The 21,565-nt window shown below is 63.8% G+C and carries 20 protein-coding genes, 1 tRNA gene and 1 riboswitch; of the genes, 10 read left to right on the top strand and 11 right to left on the bottom strand.

The window, feature by feature from the left end; all coding sequences use genetic code 11:
• Window positions 1–4: 4 nt before the first annotated feature.
• The 6 genes from gcvH to JN531_RS10050 form a co-directional block, all read right to left on the bottom strand.
• Complete coding sequence (gene gcvH, locus JN531_RS10075) at window positions 5–394, bottom strand: glycine cleavage system protein GcvH (RefSeq protein ID WP_228348742.1); 390 nt, start codon at window positions 392–394, stop codon at window positions 5–7.
• A 37-nt stretch (window positions 395–431) separates the two neighbouring features.
• Window positions 432–1,514, bottom strand: a complete 1,083-nt coding sequence (gene gcvT / locus JN531_RS10070) for a glycine cleavage system aminomethyltransferase GcvT (protein ID WP_228348741.1) — start codon at window positions 1,512–1,514, stop codon at window positions 432–434.
• A gap of 124 nt (window positions 1,515–1,638) precedes the next feature.
• A riboswitch (glycine riboswitch) is annotated at window positions 1,639–1,730 on the bottom strand.
• Window positions 1,731–1,959: 229 nt separating this feature from the next.
• The gene (locus tag JN531_RS10065) at window positions 1,960–3,126 is read right to left on the bottom strand and encodes an osmoprotectant NAGGN system M42 family peptidase (RefSeq protein ID WP_228348740.1); all 1,167 of its coding nucleotides are present in this window, start codon (window positions 3,124–3,126) and stop codon (window positions 1,960–1,962) included.
• Complete coding sequence (gene ngg, locus JN531_RS10060; RefSeq protein ID WP_228348739.1) at window positions 3,113–4,888, bottom strand: N-acetylglutaminylglutamine synthetase; 1,776 nt, start codon at window positions 4,886–4,888, stop codon at window positions 3,113–3,115. The genes JN531_RS10065 and ngg overlap by 14 nt, the downstream gene beginning before the upstream one ends.
• Before the next feature lie 14 nt (window positions 4,889–4,902).
• Complete coding sequence (locus tag JN531_RS10055) at window positions 4,903–6,696, bottom strand: N-acetylglutaminylglutamine amidotransferase (protein WP_228348738.1); 1,794 nt, start codon at window positions 6,694–6,696, stop codon at window positions 4,903–4,905.
• A 33-nt stretch (window positions 6,697–6,729) separates the two neighbouring features.
• Window positions 6,730–7,197 carry a MarR family winged helix-turn-helix transcriptional regulator gene (locus JN531_RS10050; RefSeq protein ID WP_228348737.1) on the bottom strand — a complete coding sequence of 156 codons (468 nt, stop codon included), beginning with the start codon at window positions 7,195–7,197 and terminating at the stop codon, window positions 6,730–6,732.
• 214 nt (window positions 7,198–7,411) lie between these two features.
• Between JN531_RS10050 and ettA the strand changes: the two genes are divergently transcribed.
• From ettA to JN531_RS10015, 7 genes are all read left to right on the top strand, one after another.
• Window positions 7,412–9,076: an energy-dependent translational throttle protein EttA gene (gene ettA / locus JN531_RS10045; RefSeq protein ID WP_228349986.1), complete on the top strand. Its 1,665-nt coding sequence runs from the start codon at window positions 7,412–7,414 to the stop codon at window positions 9,074–9,076.
• Window positions 9,077–9,078: 2 nt separating this feature from the next.
• Window positions 9,079–9,867 carry an alpha/beta fold hydrolase gene (locus JN531_RS10040; RefSeq protein WP_228348736.1) on the top strand — a complete coding sequence of 263 codons (789 nt, stop codon included), beginning with the start codon at window positions 9,079–9,081 and terminating at the stop codon, window positions 9,865–9,867.
• Entirely contained in the window at window positions 9,864–10,640 is a 777-nt protein-coding gene (locus JN531_RS10035; RefSeq protein WP_228348735.1) for an ATP-binding protein, read from the top strand. The genes JN531_RS10040 and JN531_RS10035 overlap by 4 nt, the downstream gene beginning before the upstream one ends.
• Window positions 10,641–10,796: 156 nt before the next feature.
• A complete protein-coding gene (locus JN531_RS10030; RefSeq protein WP_228348734.1) occupies window positions 10,797–13,337 on the top strand; it encodes a DUF1302 domain-containing protein in 2,541 nt (846 codons plus the stop codon).
• Between the two features lie 487 nt (window positions 13,338–13,824).
• Window positions 13,825–14,292 carry a hypothetical protein gene (locus JN531_RS10025; RefSeq protein ID WP_228348733.1) on the top strand — a complete coding sequence of 156 codons (468 nt, stop codon included), beginning with the start codon at window positions 13,825–13,827 and terminating at the stop codon, window positions 14,290–14,292.
• Window positions 14,220–15,376 (top strand): IS3 family transposase gene (locus JN531_RS10020; RefSeq protein WP_228348732.1). Its coding sequence is split into 2 segments (ribosomal slippage): window positions 14,220–14,460 and window positions 14,460–15,376, totalling 1,158 coding nucleotides; the frame shifts between segments, so codons are not numbered across the junction. Before JN531_RS10025 ends, JN531_RS10020 begins: the two co-directional genes overlap by 73 nt.
• A gap of 35 nt (window positions 15,377–15,411) precedes the next feature.
• Window positions 15,412–16,134 carry a phage/plasmid replication domain-containing protein gene (locus JN531_RS10015; protein ID WP_228348731.1) on the top strand — a complete coding sequence of 241 codons (723 nt, stop codon included), beginning with the start codon at window positions 15,412–15,414 and terminating at the stop codon, window positions 16,132–16,134.
• A 253-nt stretch (window positions 16,135–16,387) separates the two neighbouring features.
• Here the strand turns inward: JN531_RS10015 and JN531_RS10010 are convergent, their stop codons facing one another.
• A complete protein-coding gene (locus JN531_RS10010) occupies window positions 16,388–16,573 on the bottom strand; it encodes a hypothetical protein (RefSeq protein ID WP_228348730.1) in 186 nt (61 codons plus the stop codon).
• Here JN531_RS10010 and JN531_RS10005 point away from each other — a divergent pair.
• Genes JN531_RS10005 through JN531_RS09995 form a run of 3 tightly spaced genes read left to right on the top strand, consistent with a single transcriptional unit; the run spans window position 16,560 to window position 18,306 of the window.
• Window positions 16,560–16,985: a hypothetical protein gene (locus tag JN531_RS10005; protein ID WP_228348729.1), complete on the top strand. Its 426-nt coding sequence runs from the start codon at window positions 16,560–16,562 to the stop codon at window positions 16,983–16,985. The two genes, JN531_RS10010 and JN531_RS10005, sit on opposite strands and share 14 nt — an antisense overlap.
• A 6-nt stretch (window positions 16,986–16,991) precedes the next feature.
• A complete protein-coding gene (locus JN531_RS10000) occupies window positions 16,992–17,198 on the top strand; it encodes a helix-turn-helix domain-containing protein (RefSeq protein ID WP_228348728.1) in 207 nt (68 codons plus the stop codon).
• Window positions 17,179–18,306, top strand: a complete 1,128-nt coding sequence (locus JN531_RS09995; RefSeq protein WP_228348727.1) for a tyrosine-type recombinase/integrase — start codon at window positions 17,179–17,181, stop codon at window positions 18,304–18,306. Before JN531_RS10000 ends, JN531_RS09995 begins: the two co-directional genes overlap by 20 nt.
• Window positions 18,307–18,344: 38 nt before the next feature.
• Here the strand turns inward: JN531_RS09995 and JN531_RS09990 are convergent.
• The 4 genes from JN531_RS09990 to pheT form a co-directional block, all read right to left on the bottom strand.
• Window positions 18,345–18,421: transfer RNA gene (locus JN531_RS09990), tRNA-Pro, on the bottom strand.
• Between the two features lie 83 nt (window positions 18,422–18,504).
• Window positions 18,505–18,897: a MerR family transcriptional regulator gene (locus JN531_RS09985; protein WP_366522373.1), complete on the bottom strand. Its 393-nt coding sequence runs from the start codon at window positions 18,895–18,897 to the stop codon at window positions 18,505–18,507.
• Window positions 18,884–19,177, bottom strand: a complete 294-nt coding sequence (locus JN531_RS09980) for an integration host factor subunit alpha (RefSeq protein ID WP_228348726.1) — start codon at window positions 19,175–19,177, stop codon at window positions 18,884–18,886. The genes JN531_RS09985 and JN531_RS09980 overlap by 14 nt, the downstream gene beginning before the upstream one ends.
• A 17-nt stretch (window positions 19,178–19,194) precedes the next feature.
• Window positions 19,195–21,564: a phenylalanine--tRNA ligase subunit beta gene (gene pheT, locus JN531_RS09975; protein ID WP_228348725.1), complete on the bottom strand. Its 2,370-nt coding sequence runs from the start codon at window positions 21,562–21,564 to the stop codon at window positions 19,195–19,197.
• Window position 21,565 lies beyond the last annotated feature (1 nt).

Below are 21,565 nucleotides of genomic sequence, written 5' to 3'. Positions count from 1 at the left end.
CGGCTTACTGGTCCTTGAGCGCGTTTGCGTAACCTGCGGCGTCGAGCAGGGCCTCGATATCCGCGCCCTCTGCCGGCTTCATCTTCCACATCCAACCGTCACCATACGGGTCGGTGTTGAGAATTTCGGGCGCATCGGCGAGACGGTCGTTGACGCCAATCACCTCACCGGCCACGGGCGCGTACACATCACTGGCCGCCTTTACCGATTCCACCACCGCGCAGCTCTCCTGCGCCGACAGCACCCGGCCGACCGCCGGCGCCTCGACAAACACCAGGTCGCCAAGCGCCGCCTGGGCGTGGTCGGTAATACCGATGGTGAGGGTACCGTCAGCCTCACGACGGACCCACTCGTGGGAAACGACATACTTCAGGTCAGCAGGGATGTTGCTCATGGGGGGGCTCCAGCTAAGACGTTCAAGAGAAAAAGGGTCAGACCAGCACTTGGCCATGGCGAACGAAGGGGGGCTTCACCACCCGCACCGGCTGCCATTGTCCGCGGATTTCCACCTCACAGGCACCGGAAAACCCGCCGCCGACGCGCGCCAGCGCGATCGAAGCCTTCATCGTCGGCGCGAAACCGCCGCTGGTGATCTCGCCGGTGACGCCGTTGGCAAAGCGCAGCGGCATGTGTGCACGCAGCACCCCACGCCCCTCCAGCACCAGTCCGATCAGGTGGGAATGGTCGGTTCCACGGAGGGCCTCCAGCGCGGCACGGCCGACGAACAGTCGATCTTCCGGCGACCAGGCGATGGTCCACCCGAGTCCAGCCGCCAGGGGATGAACGGTTTCGTCCATGTCCTGGCCGTACAGGTTCATGCCGGCCTCGAGGCGCAAGGTGTCGCGTGCACCGAGACCACAGGGTCGAACCCCGGCGGTTTCCAGCCCGCGCCACAGGGTGACCAACTCCGCATGCGGAAGGATGACTTCGACGCCATCTTCGCCGGTGTAACCGGTGCGTCCGACAAAGGTGTCGTCCACCCAAGCGGCCGAGAACGGTTTCAGCGCGGCAACAGCGGCAGGCAGGCCCTCGGGCAGCAGCGGGGCGACGATCGACCGGGCCTGCGGCCCCTGAACAGCGAGGATGCCGAGGTCTTGACGATGATGAAGCGTGAGGGCGTGCCCCGCCGACTGCGACCGCAGCCAGGTCAGGTCCTTGTCGGTGGTGCCGGCATTGACCACCAGACGGTAGCGCTGTTCGCCGGTGCGGTAGACGATGAGATCGTCAATGACACCGCCATCCTCCCGCAGCAGGGTGCTGTAGAGCGCCTTGCCGATGATCGTCAGCTTGGCGACGTCATTGGCCAGCATCCGCCGCAGGAAGGCCGTCGCGTCGGCACCCTCGATATCGATGGCCGACATGTGGGCGACGTCGAACATCCCCGCGTGCCGCCGGACGGCATGGTGCTCCTCCAGTTGCGATCCGTACTGGATTGGCATGTCCCAGCCAGCAAAATCGACCAGGCGGGCGCCGAGGCGCAGGTGTTCGGGGTGCAGGGCGGTCTTTTTCAGCATGCGGGTGCGCAAACTCGATGGGTTGTGGCGACCCGCCCCTCTGTCCTTGGTACCTGAGAGTTCGGGCGCACTGCGCCTGCCCCATCGGTGGACCGCTCGAGGCGGCCGCTCTCCAGAGTTTTGCTGCGGTGTCGCGCTCCTGGGTACCTGAGCGATTCCGGGCGGTTTGCGCCTTCGGTGCCGTCACCGGGTGACGGTCTCTCGCGCGACACGTTATCAATACCTTACGTCAACTTCGCCATCCATGGCGCACACTCAGCGTCCTTCCCAGCCCCGGCCCCGCCCTCCTGGCGGGTCGTTCGATGGCATCGAAGACATGCTTCGATGCCGTCTCACCCGGGCGGTTTGCGCCTTCGGTGCCGTCACCGGGTGACGGTCTCTCGCGCGACACTTCATTCAGGCCGCAAGCTTACCCGAGTCCTGCCAAAAGGCGAAGCTGCCCCGCTTATTCGAGGAATTCCTTGGGCCGCGGCAGTGAGGTGACCTCATGGTCCAACAGCGCCGGCTCGACCTGGTGCGGAAAACCTTCGAGCGGCCCGATGGGCTTGGTATCGCGCGCAACCACCGGGCCATTCTGCGCATACAGGGTCAACAGCTCGGCCACCGACGTCAGCGACGACAGGTGGGTCCGCTCCCAGCCATGCGAGGAATCGGCGCCGAAGCCGATCAGCGCGTGACGGATATCGAATCCGGCCCGCAGCGCCGCAGCCGAGTCGGAAAAGTAATACGGGAAGACGTCGCGCTGATGGTCAACCCCATGGTCGTGGCAAAGATTCAGCAGCTTGCGGGTCAGGTGGTAGTCGAACGGCCCCGACGAGTCGGCGATGGCAATCGTGACGCCGCGTTCGCGCGAGTTCTGCCCCGACGCCGGGATGGCGATGTCGATCCCGATCATCTCGCTGATCCGCTCGTCGAGAATCGCCGAGGCCCCGAACCCCACCTCTTCGGTCACCGTGAACATCGGATGGAAATACACTGGCAGCGACAGATCGCTCTCGACGATTGCCTTGCAGGCGGCCAACAGCGCAGCCACGCCGGCCTTGTCGTCGAGATGGCGAGACGATACGTAACCCGATTCGGTGATTTCCGGCTGCGGATCCACCGCAATGAAATCGCCGATGTTCACACCCAGACGCACCAGATCCTCCCGGGTCTCTGAGAACTCGTCGATCCGCAGCTCGATGTGGTCCCAGCTGATGGGCTGGTGGTCGACCCCTTCATTGAAGGCATGGCCGGAAGCCTTCAGGGGCAGGATCGTCCCGCGCAGCACACTGGTGTCGGTGAACAGCGATACCCGGCCGCCTTCGGCAAACCGGCTGGACCAGGTGCCGATAGGGAGCAGACTGACGCGGCCGTTGTCCTTCAGCGCCCGCACGTTGGCACCGAGGGTGTCGAGGTGCGCCACCACCGCACAGGCCGGCCGATCGGTCTCACCCTTGATGGTGGCGCGGATGGCCCCTCGCCGGGTCAGCTCGAAGGGAATCCCCAGCTCCCGCAGCTTGCCGCAGGTGTAGTGCACAACCTCGTCGGTAAAGCCGACCGGGCTGGGAATGGCCAGTAGCTCAAGTAGCACCTGGCGAATGTAATCGTTGTCAATTTCAAGCTTGCGCACGGGGGTCCTCCGGCGGGCTGGTGAGCGGGAACAGCAGGTCGACAAACCGCTGTGCCGTCGGTTGTGGCTCGTGGTTGGCGAGCCCGGGACGTTCGTTGGCCTCGACGATCACGTAGTCCGGCGCGTCGGGCGCCGTCACCAGGAAATCGAGACCGGTGACGGGGATTTCCAGGGTTCGCGCTGCCCGAACCGCCGCATCGCGAAGCGTTGGATGAAGTCGATCGGTGACATCGTGAAGGGTACCACCGGTGTGCAGGTTGGCCGTCTTGCGCACTCGCAGAACGGTGCCAGCGGGCAGCACCGTATCCATGGTGTAGCCATCGCGCTTGATGCAGCGCTCGGTCTCTCGGTCGATCGGGATCCGTGATTCGCCCTGGGTCGCCGCCTGCCGACGCCGCGAGAGCTTTTCGATCAGCTCGCCCACCTGCAGCTGGCCGTCACCCACCACCTCCGGCGGCTTCCGCAACGCCGCCGCCACCACTTCAAAGCCGATCACCACGATCCGCAAGTCATCACCGGGGCAGTATTCTTCGATCAAGGCCGTTTCGTGGACACGGTGCGCCTGCTTGATGGCGGTGCGCAGTTCGCGGCTGGTCCGCACATCCACACTGATGCCGGCCCCCTGCTCGCCGTCTGCCGGCTTCACCACCACCGCCCCGAGCTTTCGCAAGAAGGTCACATCGTCGGCGCTGCCATCGGCCACTCGCTGACCGGGCACCCGCAGACCGGCGCCAGCCAGCAGACGCGAGGTGACCCGCTTGTCCTGGCAGCGGCTCATGGCGACGGCACTGGTGAGCTCCGACAGGGACTCACGGCAGACCAGTGAGCGCGCGCCGAGGGTCATCCGCAGGTAACCGTTCTCGGCATCCAGTACATCCACCCGGATCCCCCGCCGCAGCGCCTCATCGGCAATGATCTGGGCGTAAGGGTTGAGTTCGCCGGCAGGCGCGTGGGGCACGAACAGCGATTCGTTGATGGCGTTCTTGCACTTCACCGCAAACACCGGCACCCGCTGGAAGCCCATTTTCTCGTAAAGCCCGATGGCCTGATCGTTGTCGTGCATGACCGAGAGGTCCATGAAGGCACGCCCCCGCGCCTGATAGTGCGCGGCCAGGGTGTTGACCAATGCCTGACCCACCCCCGGCGCGTGCGCTGTCGGATCGACGGCGAGACACCACAGGCTGGAGCCCTGTTCGGGGTCGTCAAAGGCCTGTACATGATCGACACCCATCACCGTGCCCACCACCTGGCCAGTGCGGTCATCCTCGGCAACAAAGTAGGTCAGCAGTCGTCCGGCCCGGTTCTTCCACACGAATTCGGGGGCGGCGGGCACCATGCCCCGTGCCTGATAAATCCGGTGGATCGCCTGGGCATCGGCCTTGGTGCGCAAGCGTCGCAGGGTGAAGCTGGTCCGCCGCGGGCGTCGTGGCTGCCAGCTGCTGAGCCACAAACGAAACGTATGGCTGGGGTCCAGAAACAGCTTCTGCGGTTGCTGCGCCAGAATGACATGGGGGTCACGCACGTAGATGGCGATGTTGCGACGCCCGGTCGACTCGGCATCCAGGTGGCGCGCCACGGTGGCGGCATCGTCGTAGGTCTGCGCCAACAGCAGATGCCCCCAGCCGCAGTCGATGCTGACGTCCCGCTTGTCCGGCCGCAGCGCCGGATCACCGGCCTGCTGCGCCCAGTGGTCGAGACTGACACCAGTACGACGGGCCAAACGCGCGTCGGCGCGATGATGTCGACGTGAAGGGGTGGTCATGACGCGTCCCTGTCTCAGTGGCTATCGACGTGGGTTTGCAGCCACCCTTCGAGCAAGGCCAGCTGCCAGAGCTTGGACCCGCGCAGCGGCGTGATGTGCGCCTCCGGGTCGGCCAGCAGGGTGTCAACATAGGGCGACTGAAACAACCCGCGGCGACGGGCCGCGTCATTGCGGAGCAGATCCCGGGTGTAGTCGAGAAAGTCCCCTCGCAGATATTTCAGCGCCGGTACCGGAAAGTAACCTTTGGGGCGATCAATCACCTTCGCGGGGATCACTGCCCGCGCCGCTTCCTTGAGCACGTGCTTGCCGCCGGCTTCGCCCAGATGCGGGGCCAGCTTGTGCTCGGCGGGAATGCGGGCTGCCAGCTCGACCAGTTCGTGGTCAAGAAACGGCACCCGGGCTTCGAGCCCGAAAGCCATCGTCATGTTGTCGACCCGCTTCACCGGGTCATCGACCAGCATTACCGTGGTATCCATCCGCAGCGCCTGATCCACCGGACGCGTGGCACCGGGCGCACCGAAGTGACGGGCGATGAAGTCGCGGCTGACGTCATCGGCACAGGCCAGTGCCGGTGACACCACCTGCCGATATTCGGCCTGATCGCGGTCACAGAAGCCGCGGGCATAGTCGCCAGCCCCGTCAGCGCTGTCGAGCAACGGCGGGTACCAGTGATAGCCACCAAAAACCTCATCGGCGCCCTGCCCCGATTGCACCACCTTGCTGTGCTCGGACACCGCCTCGGACAGCAGGTAGAACGCTACGCAGTCATGCGACACCATGGGTTCACTCATGGCGGCGATGGCTTCCGGCAGACGGCGGAGCAAATTGCGGCTGTCGATACGGATCTGCTGGTGCTGGGTCGCAAAGTGCTGGGCGACGCAATCGGAGTATTCGAACTCATTGCCCTTTTCGCTGCCGACGTCCTCGAAACCGATGGAGTAGGTCCGCAGGTTGGCCCCGTTCTCGGCCATCAGTCCGACGATCAGACTGGAATCGACCCCCCCCGAGAGCAACGCCCCCACAGGCTGATCCGAGACCAGCCGGCGATGGACGGCCAGGCGCGTGGCCGCCAGTACTTCATCGCGCCAGTCGTCGAAGCTGCGCCGGGTGTCGTCTGCATTGCGCTCAAACGAGAGGGACCAATAACAACGCTCCCGGACCTGTCCGTCCGGCTCGATCACCTGCAGCGTGCCGGGCGCCAGCTTGCGCACGCCGGCCAACAGGGTGTGCGGGGCCGGTACCACTGCGTGGAAGTGGAGGTAATGATGCAGCGCCACCGGATCGATCTCGCTGCTGATATCGCCGCCGGCGAGCAGCGCCGGCAGTGTCGAGGCGAACCGAAGACGCCGGCCATCGCGACTGTAGTAAAGCGGCTTGATCCCGAGGCGGTCGCGGGCCAGCACCAGCCGCCCGCTATCACGCTCCCAGAGCGCGAACGCAAACATGCCCTGGAAGTGCTGCACGCAGTCCTCGCCCCAGCGATGCCAGGCCTTGAGGATGACTTCGGTATCGCCTTCCGAGTGGAAGTGATAGCCGTCCGCCCGCAGTTCAGCGCGAAGCTCGGGATGGTTGTACAGGGCGCCGTTGAAGACCACGCCCAGGCCCAACAGCGGGTCGATCATCGGCTGCTGGGCGCGCTCGCTGAGATCCATGATCTTGAGGCGGCGATGTCCGACCGCCAACGGGCCCTGGGCATAGACGCCCTCGGCGTCCGGCCCGCGACGGGCCACGGCCGCGCTCATCGCGGCGACTGATTCTACTGAGGCGGCGCGGCCGTCAAATCGGCGCTCACCGGCGAATCCGCACATGCGGGTTCTCCTTGTGTCGAGATGCACAGGCCGTCAGGCGCTGCGCGTGGGCTCCTTCAACGGCTGCATCAGCGCCGTCAAATCATCTAGGGTCTGCACCAACCGCTGCTGCCGGCTCGAAGGAAGCGTCGCGAAGCGTTCGACGAAGATCGCCGGCAGCACCCCGGGCGCCTCCTGCATCCGCTGCCGTCCGGCATCGGTCAACACCAGATCGAACTGCCGCCGGTCGCGCGGGGAACGCACCCGCTGCACAAGACCCTTGGCTTCGAGGCGGTCCAGGACCAGGCTGATGGTGCCGGGTGTCAGGCTCACGGCGGCCGCCAGCCGGCTCGCCGGCAGACTGCCCTGCACGGCGAGGACCTGCAGGCAGAGCAACTGCGACGCCGTGAGGCCGGCGCGGACTTCGAGCAGCTTGGAGTGACTGTCGAGCCCCTGTGCGATGCGACGCAGGGCGCTGGCGAGACGGGTCAGCTCGTCGTTTGGCGTGACAACGGAATTCATTTGATGTCAAAGCATATAGGATTATTCGTTTGACATCAAATCAGTTGCCCAGGCCGTCCGCAGCGGTCGCCAGCCAGCGCATGCGGCAGGTAAAACCGCCCACCTGCCCGCCGCCGAACGCCTGACTACGGGCGCTGTCGAGCCGCAGAGGTTCCCAAGCCGGCGGCAGGCCCGGATAATGCGCGCCCGATTCCCCAACGCATTTGCGGTGACCATGAGCCAGTACGTTTACACCATGAACCGGGTCGGCAAGACCGTTCCGCCGAAGAAAGAGATCCTCCGTGACATCTCGCTGTCGTTCTTCCCGGGGGCCAAGATCGGCGTGCTCGGGTACAACGGTGCCGGCAAGTCGACCCTGCTGAAAATCATGGCCGGCATCGACAAGGAATTTCACGGTGAAGCGCGGCCGCAGCCCGGCATTCGCATGGGCTACCTGCCGCAGGAGCCCCGGCTCGACCCATCGAAGGACGTGCGGGGCAATGTTGAAGAAGCACTCACCGACATCTTCCGCATCAAGGCCGAACTGGACAAGGTGTACGCCGCCTACGCCGAGGAAGATGCCGACTTCGAGAAGCTGAGCGAAAAGCAACAAAAGCTGGAATCCGAGCTCGAAACACTCGATGGCCACAATGTCGACATGATCCTCGACAAGGCTGCCGAGGCCCTCAACCTGCCGGCCTGGGACGCCGATGTCAGCCGCCTCTCCGGTGGCGAGCGTCGTCGCGTCGCTCTGTGCCGGCTGCTGCTGTCCAAGCCGGACATGATTCTGCTCGACGAACCGACCAACCACCTCGATGCCGAGTCGGTCGCCTGGCTGGAAAAATTCCTCAAGGATTTCCCCGGCACCATCATTGCGGTCACCCACGATCGCTACTTCCTCGACAACGTCGCCGGCTGGATTCTCGAGCTGGACCGTGGCCACGGCATTCCCTGGCAGGGCAACTACTCGTCCTGGCTGGAGCAGAAGGACAAGCGCCATGAAGTCGAACAGAAGCAGGACGACGCCCGCGCCAAGGCCATGAAGGAGGAGCTGGAGTGGGTGCGCCAGAACCCCAAGGGCCGGCAGACCAAGTCGAAGGCGCGTATCAAGGCCTACGAAGAACTGGCCTCGCAGGAGTATCAGAAGCGCAGCGAGACCAAGGAACTCTATATCCCGCCCGGCCCGCGTCTCGGTGATGTGGTGCTGGAGGTCGACAATGTCGGCAAGCAGTACGACGGCCGGTGGCTCTACCAGGGCCTGAATTTCCGCATCCCCCGCGGCGCCATCGTCGGCATCATCGGTGCCAACGGCCGCGGCAAGACCACACTGTTCCGCATGCTCACCGGGCAGGAGACGCCGGACGAGGGCAGCATCCGCGTCGGCGAAACCGTGAAGATCGCCTACGTCGACCAGAACCGCGACGCGCTGGATGGCGACAAGACCGTGTTCCAGGAAATTGCCAACGGTCAGGACATCCTCCGCGCCGGCAGCTTCGAGATGCCCTCACGCGCCTACATCGGCCGTTTCAACTTCAAGGGCGAAAGCCAGCAGAAGCGGCTGAAGGATCTGTCGGGCGGGGAGCGCAACCGGGTGCATCTGGCCAAGCTGCTGCTGGCCGGCGGCAACCTGCTGCTGCTCGACGAACCCACCAACGATCTCGACGTTGAGACCTTGCGCGCGCTGGAAGAGGCGCTGCTGGACTTCCCCGGCAACGCCCTGGTGATCTCCCACGATCGCTGGTTCCTCGACCGCATCGCAACCCACATTCTGGCGTTCGAGGATTCCGGCGAGATCGTGTTTCTGGAGGGCAACTATCGCGAGTATGAGGACGACTTCCGTCGGCGGACCGGTGCCGAACCGGGCGTCAATCGCCGTAACCGCCACAAGAAGCTCGCCTGATCATGACAGCGCAGGCACCGGACTGGGGCGGCATTGAACGCGGCGCCGGCCGTCCGCTGGTCCTGTTACACGGCCTTGGCATGACCCACGCGGCGTGGGCGCCGGTCATGGAGGCACTGGCCCGACATCGTCGGGTCCTGGCGCTGGATGTCCCCGGGTTCGGCACCACACCGATGCTCCCGGATCAAACGCCGACGCTCGAGGCGCTGGCAACCGCCCTGCAGCATGAACTGGACCGACGCGGCATCGCCGGACCGGTTGACGTCGCCGGCAACTCGATGGGGGGCGGCATCGCACTGGCCCTGGCACTTCAAGGGGGGGCGCGCAGCGTCGCGGCGATTTCACCCGCCGGCCTGTGGCCGGTCGACAGCCCCTGGCATACCCGGCCTGTTCTGCGGACCCTGCGGTTCGCCCTGCGCAAGGGCAGCAGTCTTGCGGATTACCTGCTGCGCTTCGGGCTGGCGCGTCGGCTCATGTTGGCGGTACCAATGAGCGTCCGCGGCGACCGCATCCCGGCAGACGTCGCCCGCGCCCAGGCCCACCATCTGGCGACCGCGCCAGGCGTCATTCCGACGCTGGAGGCGATCGGCCCGCTGGCGCATCCGGAACGACTGAATGTGCCTTGCAGCATTGCCTTCGGCCGCCGCGACTGGCTGCTGACCCGCGGCGCCCAGCGCCGCGATCGGGTCCCCGCCAGCGTCAAGTGGTCGCACCCGGCTGGCTGGGGTCACGTCCCGATGTGGGATGACCCCGCCGGCGTGGCGACCTGGATACTGGACGCCACGGCATGACCGACCTCGGACAGGGTCTGGCCTTTCGCTGGGCGCGGGGGGCGCTGACCCCGGTCACCCCGCTACACCAGGTTGACCCGGCAAGTCTGATCGGTATCGACCGTCAGAAGCAGGCGTTTTTCGACAACCTTCAGCAGTTCGTGCACCGGCATCCGGCCAATCACACCTTACTGACCGGCGCCCGCGGAACCGGCAAGTCCTCGCTGGTGAAGGCGGCGCTGCACCTCTACGGTGATAGCGGCCTGCGGCTGGTGGAAGTATCGCCACACGACCTCACCGACCTGCCCGATATCGTCGCGCCGCTGCGCGAACGGCAGGAACGGTTCGTGCTCTACGTCGATGACTTCAGCGTTTCCGCCCAGGACCATCGTCTGACCGCCCTCAAGACCGCACTCGACGGCGGTCTTGAGGCGCCGCCCGAAAACATGCTGATTGTCGCGACCAGCAACCGACGGTACCTGCTGCCCACCGTGCGCAGTGACAACGACGAGTTCCACTGGGAGGATGGGGAGCTGCATCCCGGGGAGTCCACCGAGGAGAAGATCAGCCTGTCCGAGCGCTTCGGCCTGTGGCTATCGTTCCAGCCCTTCTCGCAGGACCAGTACCTGGAGGCGGTCGGCCTGCATCTGCAGCAGATGGGCGCCCCCCCGATGGACAATGACACCCGCACGGGCGCACTGCGCTGGGCGTTGTCGCGCGGCTCACGCTCGGGCCGGGTCGCGCAGCAGTTCGCGCGTCATCACGCGGGACAGCACCGACTTCAGGCGCCATAATCACTGGGGGAATCGGCGCCACGGCGCGCCGGACTCCGGGCCCGGGAACACGGGCCCGGGTTGCTGGGGAGGCGGCCGTCGCCACAGGGAGCGGCATCGGCCTGAAACGCAACATCAGACAGGTGATCGCGCCTGCACTATTCGGGAGTGGCACAGATGAAACGTCAAGGGTTCCGTTGGGGGGCTGGCCTGGCGCTGGCGGCAGGCGTCTGGGCACCGGCCCACGCCATCACGTTCGACATCCCGTTGTTCGGCGAGTCGTTGCCGGCGACGCTGAACACCATGGTGACGGTGGGTGCTGCCTGGCGCATGGAATCGCCGGCAAGTGACCTGATCGGCAAGGCCAACCTGAATCCCGATGTCTGCGGCGGCCGTTTCCAGTCGTGCCAGGGGTTGTTTACCGGCCAGCTGCACCCGTCACAGCAACTCACGCCGGGTGCCAACCCGGGCGCACTGACCATGCGCATCGATGACGGCAATCTCAACTACGACAAGCATGACCTGATTTCCGGCATCGGCAAGATCACCCAGGACTTCAACGTCACCTGGGACGGCTTTGGCATCTTCGCCCGCTGGCTGGCCTTCTATGACGACGTCAACTATCGCCTGGACGAACGCTATACCAACCGCATCACCCCCGAAAATCGGGACCAGGTCGGCACCACCGGCAATCCCGAATCGAACCGCTATTTCCAGCGTGTCTTCGGGCCCGGCGGCAACTTTTCGGCGGAACGCAGCAACGACGACGTGCTGGAACAGGTCGGCGCCGGGTTCCAGCTGCTGGACCTCAACATCTACGGCGACATCAACCTGTTCGAGAACTACCCGATCCGCTTCAAGATCGGTCGGCAGACGCTGAACTGGGGGGAGTCGACACTGCTGGCGGTGAACTCGCTGAACTCGATCAACCCGGTCAACGCCAACAACCTGTACCGCATCGGCTTCGCCGTTGAGGAAGTCTTCACGCCGGTGGGCCTGGCACTGTTCTCCTTCGAACCGTTCTACAACGCAACGGCCGAGGTGTTCTACCAGTACGACTGGGAACCCTTCGAGATCCCGCCGCCGGGCAGCTACTTCTCGTTCGTCGACCTCGGCACACCCAACATCAACAACTTCGTCAACCTCAGCTTCGGCGGCTCGGCGGATGATCCGGCCAGCGTCGGCTACTTCCTCGATAACCCGCTGGCGCTAATCACGCCGACCTCGGCCTCGGTGGGGCGCCTGCCCGACCGCGAAGCCAGCAACGGTGGCCAGTTCGGCGTGTCGTTCAAGTACTTTGCGGAAGACCTCAACTACGGCACTGAATTCGGCTTCTACTATTCGCGCCTGCATTCACGCCTGCCGTTCATCAGCTTCCAGTCGACCGATGCATCGTGTGCCCGCGCCGAGGGCAATCCTCTGCAGCAGAACGCCAACTCGACGCTGAGCTTCATCAATACCTGTCAGAACGTTCCGGGCCTGACGGTGGCCGGCGCGCGCACCCAGTTCCTGCAGGATGCGCTGCCGCTGGTACTGAACCCAGCCAACCTGGGCGACCTCGGCATCCAGAACCTGCCGGGGGGATTGAATGCGCTGCTGAACCTGCTGGGCAGCCTGACCACCGATATTGCGCCGACGCCCGAAAACAAGTCGCAGTTCGACGATGCCGTCCCGCTGGACAGTGGCGCCATTATTTTCGAGTACCCCGAGGACATCGACACCTTCGGCTTCTCCTTCAACACCACCTTCGGTGAACTGGCCTTGCAGGGCGAGCTTGCCTACCGGCCCAACCAGCCACTGCAGGTGGCGATCATGGATCTGGCGTTTACCGGCGCCAATCCGACGCTGACCCGCTGCCATGACCCGGCGGTGGGCTGCGCCGGGACCAGCGCGGGTGTCGGCTTCAATCCCGATGGCAGTCATGGGGGTGCCGGTGGCGGTGCCAACTTCGGCAGCAGCGATGCGGTCGAAAACGGCAACGATGGCCTGGGCTACAACGACACGTTGAACCTGTTCCTCGGTCACGTGCCAGGTTCCGCCCGCTCCTTCCCCAGCTTCATCGGGCCTTACCGTGGCTACGCACAGGGCGAATTCCCGGCCAACAGCTACATCCAGGGCTGGGAGGAGTTCGATGTCTTCCAGTACAACCTCGGGACCACCCGGGTCTACGGCGCTACCGAGAACCCGTTCGGTGCCGACCAGGTCCAGTTGGTGAGCGAATTCGGCTTCGTCCACATTCCCAGCCTGCCTGGCCTGGATGAACTGCAGATCGAGGGGCCCGGCATTTACACCCATGCCAGCGCCGGTGCCGACGGCAGCGGCGCCAATGGCTCCCAGCAGGCCTGCGGTGCCAACAATCCCACCTGCATCACCGGTGCTGACGGCCTCCGCTTCAACCCGACCCAGGCGCCGCTCGATGCCTATGTCGACAAGTTCTCCTGGGGCTATCGGGTGATCGCCATCGTCCGTTACGAATCGGTGTTCCCCGGTATCAGCTTCGAGCCCTTCTTCATCTGGTCACACGACGTCCAGGGCACCTCACCCGGTCCCGCCGAAATCTTCGTTGAGGACCGCAAAAGCGTGACGCTCAGTGTCGAGACGCGCTACAAGTCGGCGCTCTCCATGACCTTGGGCTACCAGTGGTTCACCGGCGCTGGCAGCGAAAACCTCTATCGCGACCGCGACTTTGCGCAGGCGGTGGTGCAGTACCTGTTCTAGCGTTCCGCCACGACGGAAAAGGCCGCGCACGGGAGTGCGCGGCCTTTCTTTTTTGTTTCGAAAACGGTTGAAAATGGTCGGGGCGATAGGATTCGAACCTACGACCCCCTGCCCCCCAGCTAGTTAGCCGGTCGTCGCTATCTCTCAGAGCGCTAAGCCTTTTCGGAGGTTTGGCCATGTCGTCAACTGCGGTATTCCGTCCCAATAAACTCAGGGACTTATCAGCGGGTTTCGTTACGCGCATTGCGCGCACTACGCCACCCCGCACTAAGCGTTATCCACAGATGCTGGGGCCCTCCAGGGAGCCAGCAGCAGCTGTGGGTAACGCGTGCCCCCTATCGGACTGCCTCTATACGCCGGCGTCGAGGGGTGCGCAGGCGGCGCAGCCGCGCGCCCCCGCGGCGGAGGCGCAGGACCTTTACGTGCCAGTTGCACGTAAAGTTAGTGCCAAAAATGGCACAGATGGCACCCACCCCGGGGTTTGCCCATGACCGCCGAGATCGTCGATCTTGACAACGTTCGATGGCGACAAGACCACTTTGGCCAGGTCCTCGAGCTTGAAACCGAGCGTCCCCTGTTCATCGACTATCTGACCATCCGTCAATTCCATGAACGGGGGGGTCTGCCTATCGTTTCCGACGGTGTTACAAGCCGTGTCGACCGCGATGGTCAGCTTCAGTGGCAGAGCCTTGTCAACGCCGAGTGTGAAGGTTCATTCGACTCTCGAATGTTCATACTCAGTGACGGTGCTACCGTCATGTTCCACGGCAATATCGCTCGTTGGCAGCGACCGGATAACGTTTTCGGCTATCGCTGGGACGGGTTCTACCCCGATAGCACGGACACTTTCGAGAAGGCCGACAATGGCCAAAAGGAGTGTTCATGTCGAAGCGAAGGAAGTTCAGCCCGGAGTTCAAGCGCGGGGCTGTTGAGCAGTGCCGCCAGCCGGGTGTGAGTTGCGCGCAGGTCGCCCGGGAGTTGGGCATCCGGGACAGCCTGCTAACCCGCTGGAAGCGCGAGATTGAGAGCCAAGGGCAAGTCGCCTTTGGTGGCACGGGCACCGCCCGCGATGAGGAGCTGGCGCGGCTCAAACGCGAGCTTGCCCGGGTGAAGAAGGAGCGGGATTTTTTACGCGAAGCGGCGACGTTCTTTGCCAAGGGGTCGTCCTGAGATATCAGGCGATCGAGCGTTGCCGCGATGATTTCCCTGTTCGCCTGATGTGCCGCTGCCTGCGGGTGTCGCCGAGCGGTTATTACGGCTGGAGTACGCGCCAGCCCAGCGCACGTCAGGTCGACAACGATCGACTGCTTGCACGCATCCGTGAGCTTCACGAAGACAGCCGTGGCGTTCTGGGTGCGCCTCGCATGCAGGAGGATCTTGCCGAAGAAGGTGAGACTGCCAGCGTCAATCGCGTGGCTCGCCTGATGGCGCTGCACGGCGTGCAGGGCTGGCCGCGCAGGAAACGGCGCGGCCCGCGCGGTCAGCCGGGGCTGCCGCCACCTGGCGTGCGCAATCTGCTGGAGCGGGATTTCAATGCTTTGGAGCCCGAGACCAAGTGGGTGACCGACATCACCGAGATCAAAACCGACGAGGGCAAGCTGTATCTATGCGTCGTCCTCGACCTGTTCAGCAAGCTCGTGATCGGGTGGTCGATGCATCACCGGCAGGACCGTCAGATGGTGATCCGGGCCGTCGAAATGGCGATCTGGCAACGTCAGGGCGGATGGTCAGTGATCCTACATTCGGATCGCGGCAGCCAATTCCGCAGCAGTGACTATCAACGCTATCTGACCAGGAACACGCTGCTGTGCTCAATGAGTGCCGTTGGCCATTGCGGAGACAACGCTGCCTGCGAGGGCTTCTTCGGCATGCTCAAGCGGGAGCGCACGCACCGTGTGAAGTATCCGACGCTCGATGTCGCCAAGGCGGATGTGTTCGACTACATCGAGCGATTCCACAACCCGAGAATGCGGCGTAGAGTCGCCAAGCAGGATCAGAAGTTTTCAGCTCTTTCCAAACCGTCCGTGGTTACGGGGTAGAACCCGACGAAACCATTGACCGCATCAATCGGTTGATGGCTCAGCACTTCCTCCCGCCGTTCACCGCTGGCGACTGTCTCCGTTTCGCTGACAGGGGTTGGATCTGGACCGGTGCACGCGTCAGCCGTATCGACCTTACCGTGAACTACTGGTCAGGCTCCGACTACAACGCCCAGGCGGTCCTGTTTCAGCTCGCTCGTCATCACGCCGGCCGCCAGCTTGGCTCTGTGCTTCCTGAGCACGCCACTGTCACCTTTGGCTATGGCTCCAAGTACGCCAGCCAGAAGGTCTATCTCAAAGCTTTCGAGCTCGAAAAGCACAAGAAAAGGAAACACGGCCAGCACGTCGACCCGGAAGTCATTCAGTGGTGCAAAGACGTTGGAATGCTGCGTGAAGAAATCACGCTCAAGTCCCGATTCCTCACCCAGAACGGCCTTTGTTATCTCGGGCAGATCACCGAACTGGAACTGAATCGTGTGTATCGAGCTCGATCACAGATTCGCAAGCTCCCGGAGTATCAAGTGAGCGAAACCAAAGAATTGACCAGCGCCGCCGCTGGAACCCTATCTCGGTGGAAAGAGGGCGAGCCATTGCAGCTGGCTCGACGGACCTATTATCGGCATCGACGTGAAATCCTCGATAAGACTGGCGTCGATATTTCAGTTCAGCGTTCAGTCGTTCGCCTCTCCCCGCCAGTCAAGGTCATCGAGTTGCAGCCTCTCGTGGCGCCGGATTGGTACCGGAAGAAGTTCGGCTAATGGCCTCTCCTCCTCCGCCGATGGTCTCTTGCCCTCACTCTCCGACGGTAAAGTTAGTCTCAAAAATGAGACTGCCCCCAAGGTCTCAAGGGGCCAATTCTGCTGTTTTCCCCGCACTCTTGACGAACGTCAATCGCGATGAAATACTAGACGCATGTCAAGTGCCAATCGCCGCAAGGTCCACAAGTTCCGACTTTCTCAGCTGCTCGAGTTCGGCATGTTCAGCACCTCCTGGAAGGAGGTCGACGTGACCTCAGCTCAGCGAGTCATCACCGATCGCGACACCGGCAAACCGGTCGGCCTCTCTCGGAACGGCTATTCGGTGGGGTATTCCGTCCATAGCGCAGCAAAGGAACTCGGGGTTTCTCGCCAGCGCGTTCACCAGCTCTTGGACGCGGGAAAGCTCGAAGGATATGAGCTTCTCGATGACGCCGACCACCCTACCGGCTTGTTCATCACTTACGCATCGCTACAGGCCTGCCTTGGCTCTGAGCGTAAACCCGGCCCACGTCCAGAAAGCGGGTCACTCAAGTCTCGCCGCAGCAGAACTGCCAGCAGAAAGGAGAATTGAAATGTTCCAGTACGAGGTAACCGCAATTCCGCGTTTCAGCGACGAAGACGCCATGCTTGATGAGGGTCTTGCCCTCACAAGCCAAGCGATGTCTGATCTTTCTGACCTTATGGAGCTCTGTCGTCGTCAGTATCCGTTCGAAGAGTCCGAAATCCCTATTCGCATAGTTAAGCTGTTCTACATGGCTTTCGAGGCTGGCAGGCACACTCCTCTTGTGATGGAAAAGCCGAAGGCCGATGACCCGCGTTCGACAGACACACCTGCAAAGGCTGTGGTCTAGGTAGCCATGTACCTCACCCTTGAAGACTTCAAACGGCGCTTCTTTGGTGACGGGAAACATCCGTCTCTATCGACGCTTCGTAGGCTTGCCGACAAAGGGGAGATCCCGAACCGCCGCTTGGGTAAGCGTTACTACGTCGACGTGGTCGCTTTCGAGGCGGACGGTGACCCCATCCTGGAAAAGGTGATGCGAGATGTCGCCCGCACCTCGTAGACCTTCAAATCGCGGTCTTGAACGGGGTCTTCATACGCACCCGACGAAGGGCTATCGCTGGCGTCATCCGATCACGGGGAAGTACTACTACTTCGGCAAGGCTTGCGGCCGCGAGGAGGCAAATAGCACTGCCCGCGCGTTGAATCTGAAGTTTTCAGCTAAGTCAAGCATTTTCGACAAGATCGCCCAGGGCGAAACAAGCTCGATGCGGTCACTGATCGAGATCCACCGCCGTGAAGTGCTTTCCAGTCGGAAATTGGCTGACAAGACTCGGGCGACGTATTCCGACTATCTCACCGCCATCGAGCGAAAGATTGGTGATTGGGACGTCTCCGCCGTCACACCGTTTGACGTTGCTCAGTTCCTTAAGGTCGCATCAGACGGTGACCGCGCCAGGCAGATGTATCGCCAGCAGCTGGTCGAGCTATTCGCTACCGCCATTGAAGAGGGGTTGAGGGCCGATAACCCCGCAGCTGCGACACGACGGCCCGTTGCCAAGCGGAAGCGCGCCCGGCTGACTCGGCCGGATCTGATGTTGATCCGCGCAGCGGCTCCGTCTTGGCTTCAGAACGCCATTGACCTGGCTCTGGTCACACTGCAGCGGCGCGAGGATATTTGCGCTCTGACGTGGGACGCCGACCTGGGCACCACGTTACGGATCGAGCAGCGGAAAACCGGTAAACGGCTTGAGATCGAGGTGAGCTCGGATCTGCGCGTAGTCCTCGGTCGCTGCCGTGACAACATCGCCTCGCCGTTCATCATTCACCGGCTGCCGGAAAAGGCGCGCCCGCGTTCCTTACGGGCCAAGCATCGATCTCATCACACCCAAGTGCTCCCCGAGCAGCTCACACGCGCATTCGAGCGCGCACGCGAGGCCAGCGGCCGATTTTCGGGAATAGATCACCCACCGAGCTTCCACGAGATTCGATCCCTGGGGATTGCACTCTACCGCGACGCGGGATGGACCAAAGAGCAGGTTCAGCGCCTTGCGGGACATGAGCACGTGGAGATGACCGAACACTACCTCAGCGGCCATGAAGTGCCGTGGGAGCGTGTATCCACCGGGGGCTTGCCGCCCCTGCCATGCGTTACTGAAGCGTTACCTTAGCGTTACCTGGAGAAATGGCGCTGCTAAGTGGTTGAAAATGGTCGGGGCGATAGGATTCGAACCTACGACCCCCTGCCCCCCAGGCAGGTGCGCTACCAAGCTGCGCTACGCCCCGACCGACAACCGCTGCATCCGTGGATGCGAGGGGCGCGCAGTGTATCCAATGCGCCTCCTGATGAAAAGCGATTCCGCCGGCGCTCAGTCGCCCGGAAGCAGCTTGAGCAAGGACTCAAGCTCATCGCGAAGATGCTGGATCTCGCTGGCGCGCTGATGGGTGCCCTGCACGGCCGGCGAGACCCCACCCGTGTCATCGGCTCGCTGCGCATCGCGCAGCTGTTGCCGCGCACCGGTAATGGTGAAGCCCTGCTCGTACAACAGGCTGCGGATCTTGCGCACCATCAGCACGTCCTCCTGCTGATAGTAGCGCCGGTTGCCCCGTCGTTTGATCGGCTTCAGCTGCGGGAATTCCTGCTCCCAATAGCGCAGCACATGCGGTTTGACCTCGCAGAGCTCGGCCACTTCGCCAATGGCAAAGTAGCGTTTGGCCGGAATCTCCGGCAGTTCCTCGGTCTTGAGGTCAACCGCGCGCATCAGCTTCCACTCGCAGGCGCAGCTTCTGTCCGGGGCGGAACGTCACCACCCGACGAGCTGAAATGGGGATTTCCTCCCCGGTTTTCGGATTGCGGCCGGGGCGGCGGTTTTTCTCGCGCAGCTCGAAATTGCCGAAGCCAGACAGCTTGACCTCTTCGCCTTCCTCCAGCCGCGTCCGGATCTCCTCGAAAAAGAGATCGACGAACTCCTTGGCCTCGCGCTTGTTGAGGCCCAGATCGTCGAACAGCGCGTCTGCGAGCTCCGCCTTTGTCAACGCCACCGTATCCCCTCGGCTGACTACCCCCGAACCACCGCACCAAACCGCTGGCGCCAATCCTCCAGGATGGCGTGCGCGGCGCGGTCGATGTCTTCTGCCTGTAGCGTGCGCGAATTATCGTTGAAAATCAAGCCAATCGCGACGCTTTTGCATCCATCGCTCAAGCCTTTGCCGCGGTAGACGTCGAAGACACGGGCCTGCACCAGGTGCGCACCACCGACCGCCCGTGCACGCGCCAGCAGGGCGTCCGCGGGCAGGGCCTCGGGCACTTCGACCGCGAGGTCGCGACGGCTGGAGGGAAACTCCGACAAGGGGGCGGCACGCGGTACCGGGATGTCGCGGACTGCCGCCAGCACCAGTTCGAACAGGAGCGGGGCCTCCGGCAGGTCCAGTGCCTGCACGACCCGCGGGTGAAGGCGCCCCAGCCAGCCGATCTCGACCCCGTCCAGCACAATCCGTGCGCTCTGGCCCGGGTGCAACGCCGGATGCGCGGCCGCTTCGAAACGGCAGCGCGTCAGATTGGCGCCCAGCAGCATCTCGACATCGGCGCGAAGATCATAGAAGTCGGTGGGCCGTGCCGCGCCATCCCAGTGCTCCGGCACCACCGGCCCGGTGGCCAGCCCGCCGATCCGCGTCTGCTCGGCGATCACGCCGTCGACCCGCTCGAAACAGACCGCCATTTCGAACAGGCGAACCCGTCGCTGCTGACGCTGTTCGTTGTGCAGCCAGGCCGGCAGCAGGCCAGCCCACAGCGTCCGCCGCAGCGCACCCAGGGTCTCGGCGAGGGGATTGTCGAGACGCACGGCCTCGCCTTCCGGCAGCAGGACGTCCTGCACCGCCGGGTCGACAAAGGCGAGGGTCACCGCCTCTTGCCAGCCGCGCCCCACCATACGGTCACGCAGGCTCGCGAGCGGCTGCCGTCGCTCGGGCGCAGCGCCGACCGCCAACGCCGCGGCATAGGGCCGCGCCGGAATCGCCTGGTAGCCATGCAGTCGTGCGACTTCCTCGATGAGATCCACTTCCTCGCGGACATCGGTGCGGTAACTCGGGACACGCACCTGCCAAGTGCCGCCAACGTCGTGACGCAGGGTCATCCCCAGCCGACCGAGCAAGGCTTCGATGTCCTTGGACGCAATGGCAACGCCCAGCAGCCGCTCGACCCGCGCCGCGCGCAACCGCACGGTGACCGTTTCCGGCTGCAGCCGTCCGCTCTGGGTGACTGGATGCACGTCGCCACCGCACAGCTGCACGATCAGCTGGCTCGCCCGGTCGAGCGCGGCCCGCTGCAGGCCCGGGTCCACCCCCCGCTCGAAGCGGTAAAGCGAATCCGAGTGCAACTTGTGGCGCCGCCCGGTGCCGGCGACCGCAGCCGGCGCGAAACAGGCCGACTCCAGAAAGACGGCGGTGGTGTCCTCACCCACCGCGGAATCGACGCCGCCCATGACACCAGCCAGGGCCAGCGCCCGGCGCTCATCGGCAATCACCAACTCGCCATGGTCCAGCGTGACGACCTGCTCGTTCAGCAGGGTCAGCGATTCCCCTTGCCGCGCTGCCCGCACCTGAATGCCGCCTTCAAGCTTGGCAAGGTCGAATGCATGCATCGGCTGGCCCAGCTCGATCATGACGTAATTGGTGACATCGACCACAGGATGGATGGTGCGAATACCACTGCGGCGAAGCCGCTCCCGCATCCAGTCCGGGGTTCGTACGCCGGGCCGCAGGCGGGTGATCAGCCGGCCTGCATAGTGCGGGCAGCCTTCGGGCTGGGCGATATCGATGCGCGCCTGCCGGTCGCCGACCACCACTGCGGCCGGCAGATTCGGACGGCGCATCTGCACCCCCTGGATGGCGGCCACCTCGCGCGCCAGCCCCATGATCGACAGGCAGTCGCCGCGATTCGGTGTCAGTTCCAGATTGAGAATCTGATCATCGAATGACAAGTATTGCTCGATCGGCGTGCCGGGTCGGCTGTCGCCATCAAGTTCCAGCAGACCGTCCGCCTTCTCTGCAAGCCCCAGCTCCTGCGCTGAGCAGAGCATGCCGAAGCTGTCGACACCACGGAGCTTGGCCTGCGTTATCGTCTGACCGCCCGGCAGGCGCGCGCCGACGGTGGCGCAAGGCACATGGAGCCCCTCACGGGCATTGGCAGCACCGCAAACAATGCTCAGTGGTGCCGCTGCGCCGACGTCCACCGAACAGACCTGCAGACGGTCTGCCTGGGGATGTGGCGCCACCGCGACGATGTGGCCGACAACGACGCCCTCTGGCAGGGCGCCGGTCAACGGCACCGCCTCTGCTTCAAGCCCGGAGAGGGTCAGGCGGGTCGCCAAGGCATCGGCACTATCGCCGACAGGGACCCACTCACGCAGCCAGTTGTAACTCAGTTTCATG

Source organism: Flagellatimonas centrodinii, assembly GCF_016918765.2.
GTDB classification, from domain to species: Bacteria; Pseudomonadota; Gammaproteobacteria; order Nevskiales; family Nevskiaceae; genus Polycyclovorans; species Polycyclovorans centrodinii.
This window is presented reverse-complemented; position numbering and strand designations above follow the sequence as displayed.

Coding starts and splice junctions, on each gene's coding strand:
- gcvH (WP_228348742.1), bottom strand. CDS start 394: ATGAGCAACATCCCTGCTGACCTGAAGTATGTCGTTTCCCACGAGTGG.
- gcvT (WP_228348741.1), bottom strand. CDS start 1,514: ATGCTGAAAAAGACCGCCCTGCACCCCGAACACCTGCGCCTCGGCGCC.
- ngg (WP_228348739.1), bottom strand. CDS start 4,888: ATGACCACCCCTTCACGTCGACATCATCGCGCCGACGCGCGTTTGGCC.
- JN531_RS10055 (WP_228348738.1), bottom strand. CDS start 6,696: ATGTGCGGATTCGCCGGTGAGCGCCGATTTGACGGCCGCGCCGCCTCA.
- JN531_RS10050 (WP_228348737.1), bottom strand. CDS start 7,197: ATGAATTCCGTTGTCACGCCAAACGACGAGCTGACCCGTCTCGCCAGC.
- ettA (WP_228349986.1), top strand. CDS start 7,412: ATGAGCCAGTACGTTTACACCATGAACCGGGTCGGCAAGACCGTTCCG.
- JN531_RS10040 (WP_228348736.1), top strand. CDS start 9,079: ATGACAGCGCAGGCACCGGACTGGGGCGGCATTGAACGCGGCGCCGGC.
- JN531_RS10035 (WP_228348735.1), top strand. CDS start 9,864: ATGACCGACCTCGGACAGGGTCTGGCCTTTCGCTGGGCGCGGGGGGCG.
- JN531_RS10030 (WP_228348734.1), top strand. CDS start 10,797: ATGAAACGTCAAGGGTTCCGTTGGGGGGCTGGCCTGGCGCTGGCGGCA.
- JN531_RS10025 (WP_228348733.1), top strand. CDS start 13,825: ATGACCGCCGAGATCGTCGATCTTGACAACGTTCGATGGCGACAAGAC.
- JN531_RS10015 (WP_228348731.1), top strand. CDS start 15,412: ATGGCTCAGCACTTCCTCCCGCCGTTCACCGCTGGCGACTGTCTCCGT.
- JN531_RS10005 (WP_228348729.1), top strand. CDS start 16,560: ATGACGCCGACCACCCTACCGGCTTGTTCATCACTTACGCATCGCTAC.
- JN531_RS10000 (WP_228348728.1), top strand. CDS start 16,992: ATGTACCTCACCCTTGAAGACTTCAAACGGCGCTTCTTTGGTGACGGG.
- JN531_RS09995 (WP_228348727.1), top strand. CDS start 17,179: ATGTCGCCCGCACCTCGTAGACCTTCAAATCGCGGTCTTGAACGGGGT.
- JN531_RS09985 (WP_366522373.1), bottom strand. CDS start 18,897: ATGCGCGCGGTTGACCTCAAGACCGAGGAACTGCCGGAGATTCCGGCC.
- pheT (WP_228348725.1), bottom strand. CDS start 21,564: ATGAAACTGAGTTACAACTGGCTGCGTGAGTGGGTCCCTGTCGGCGAT.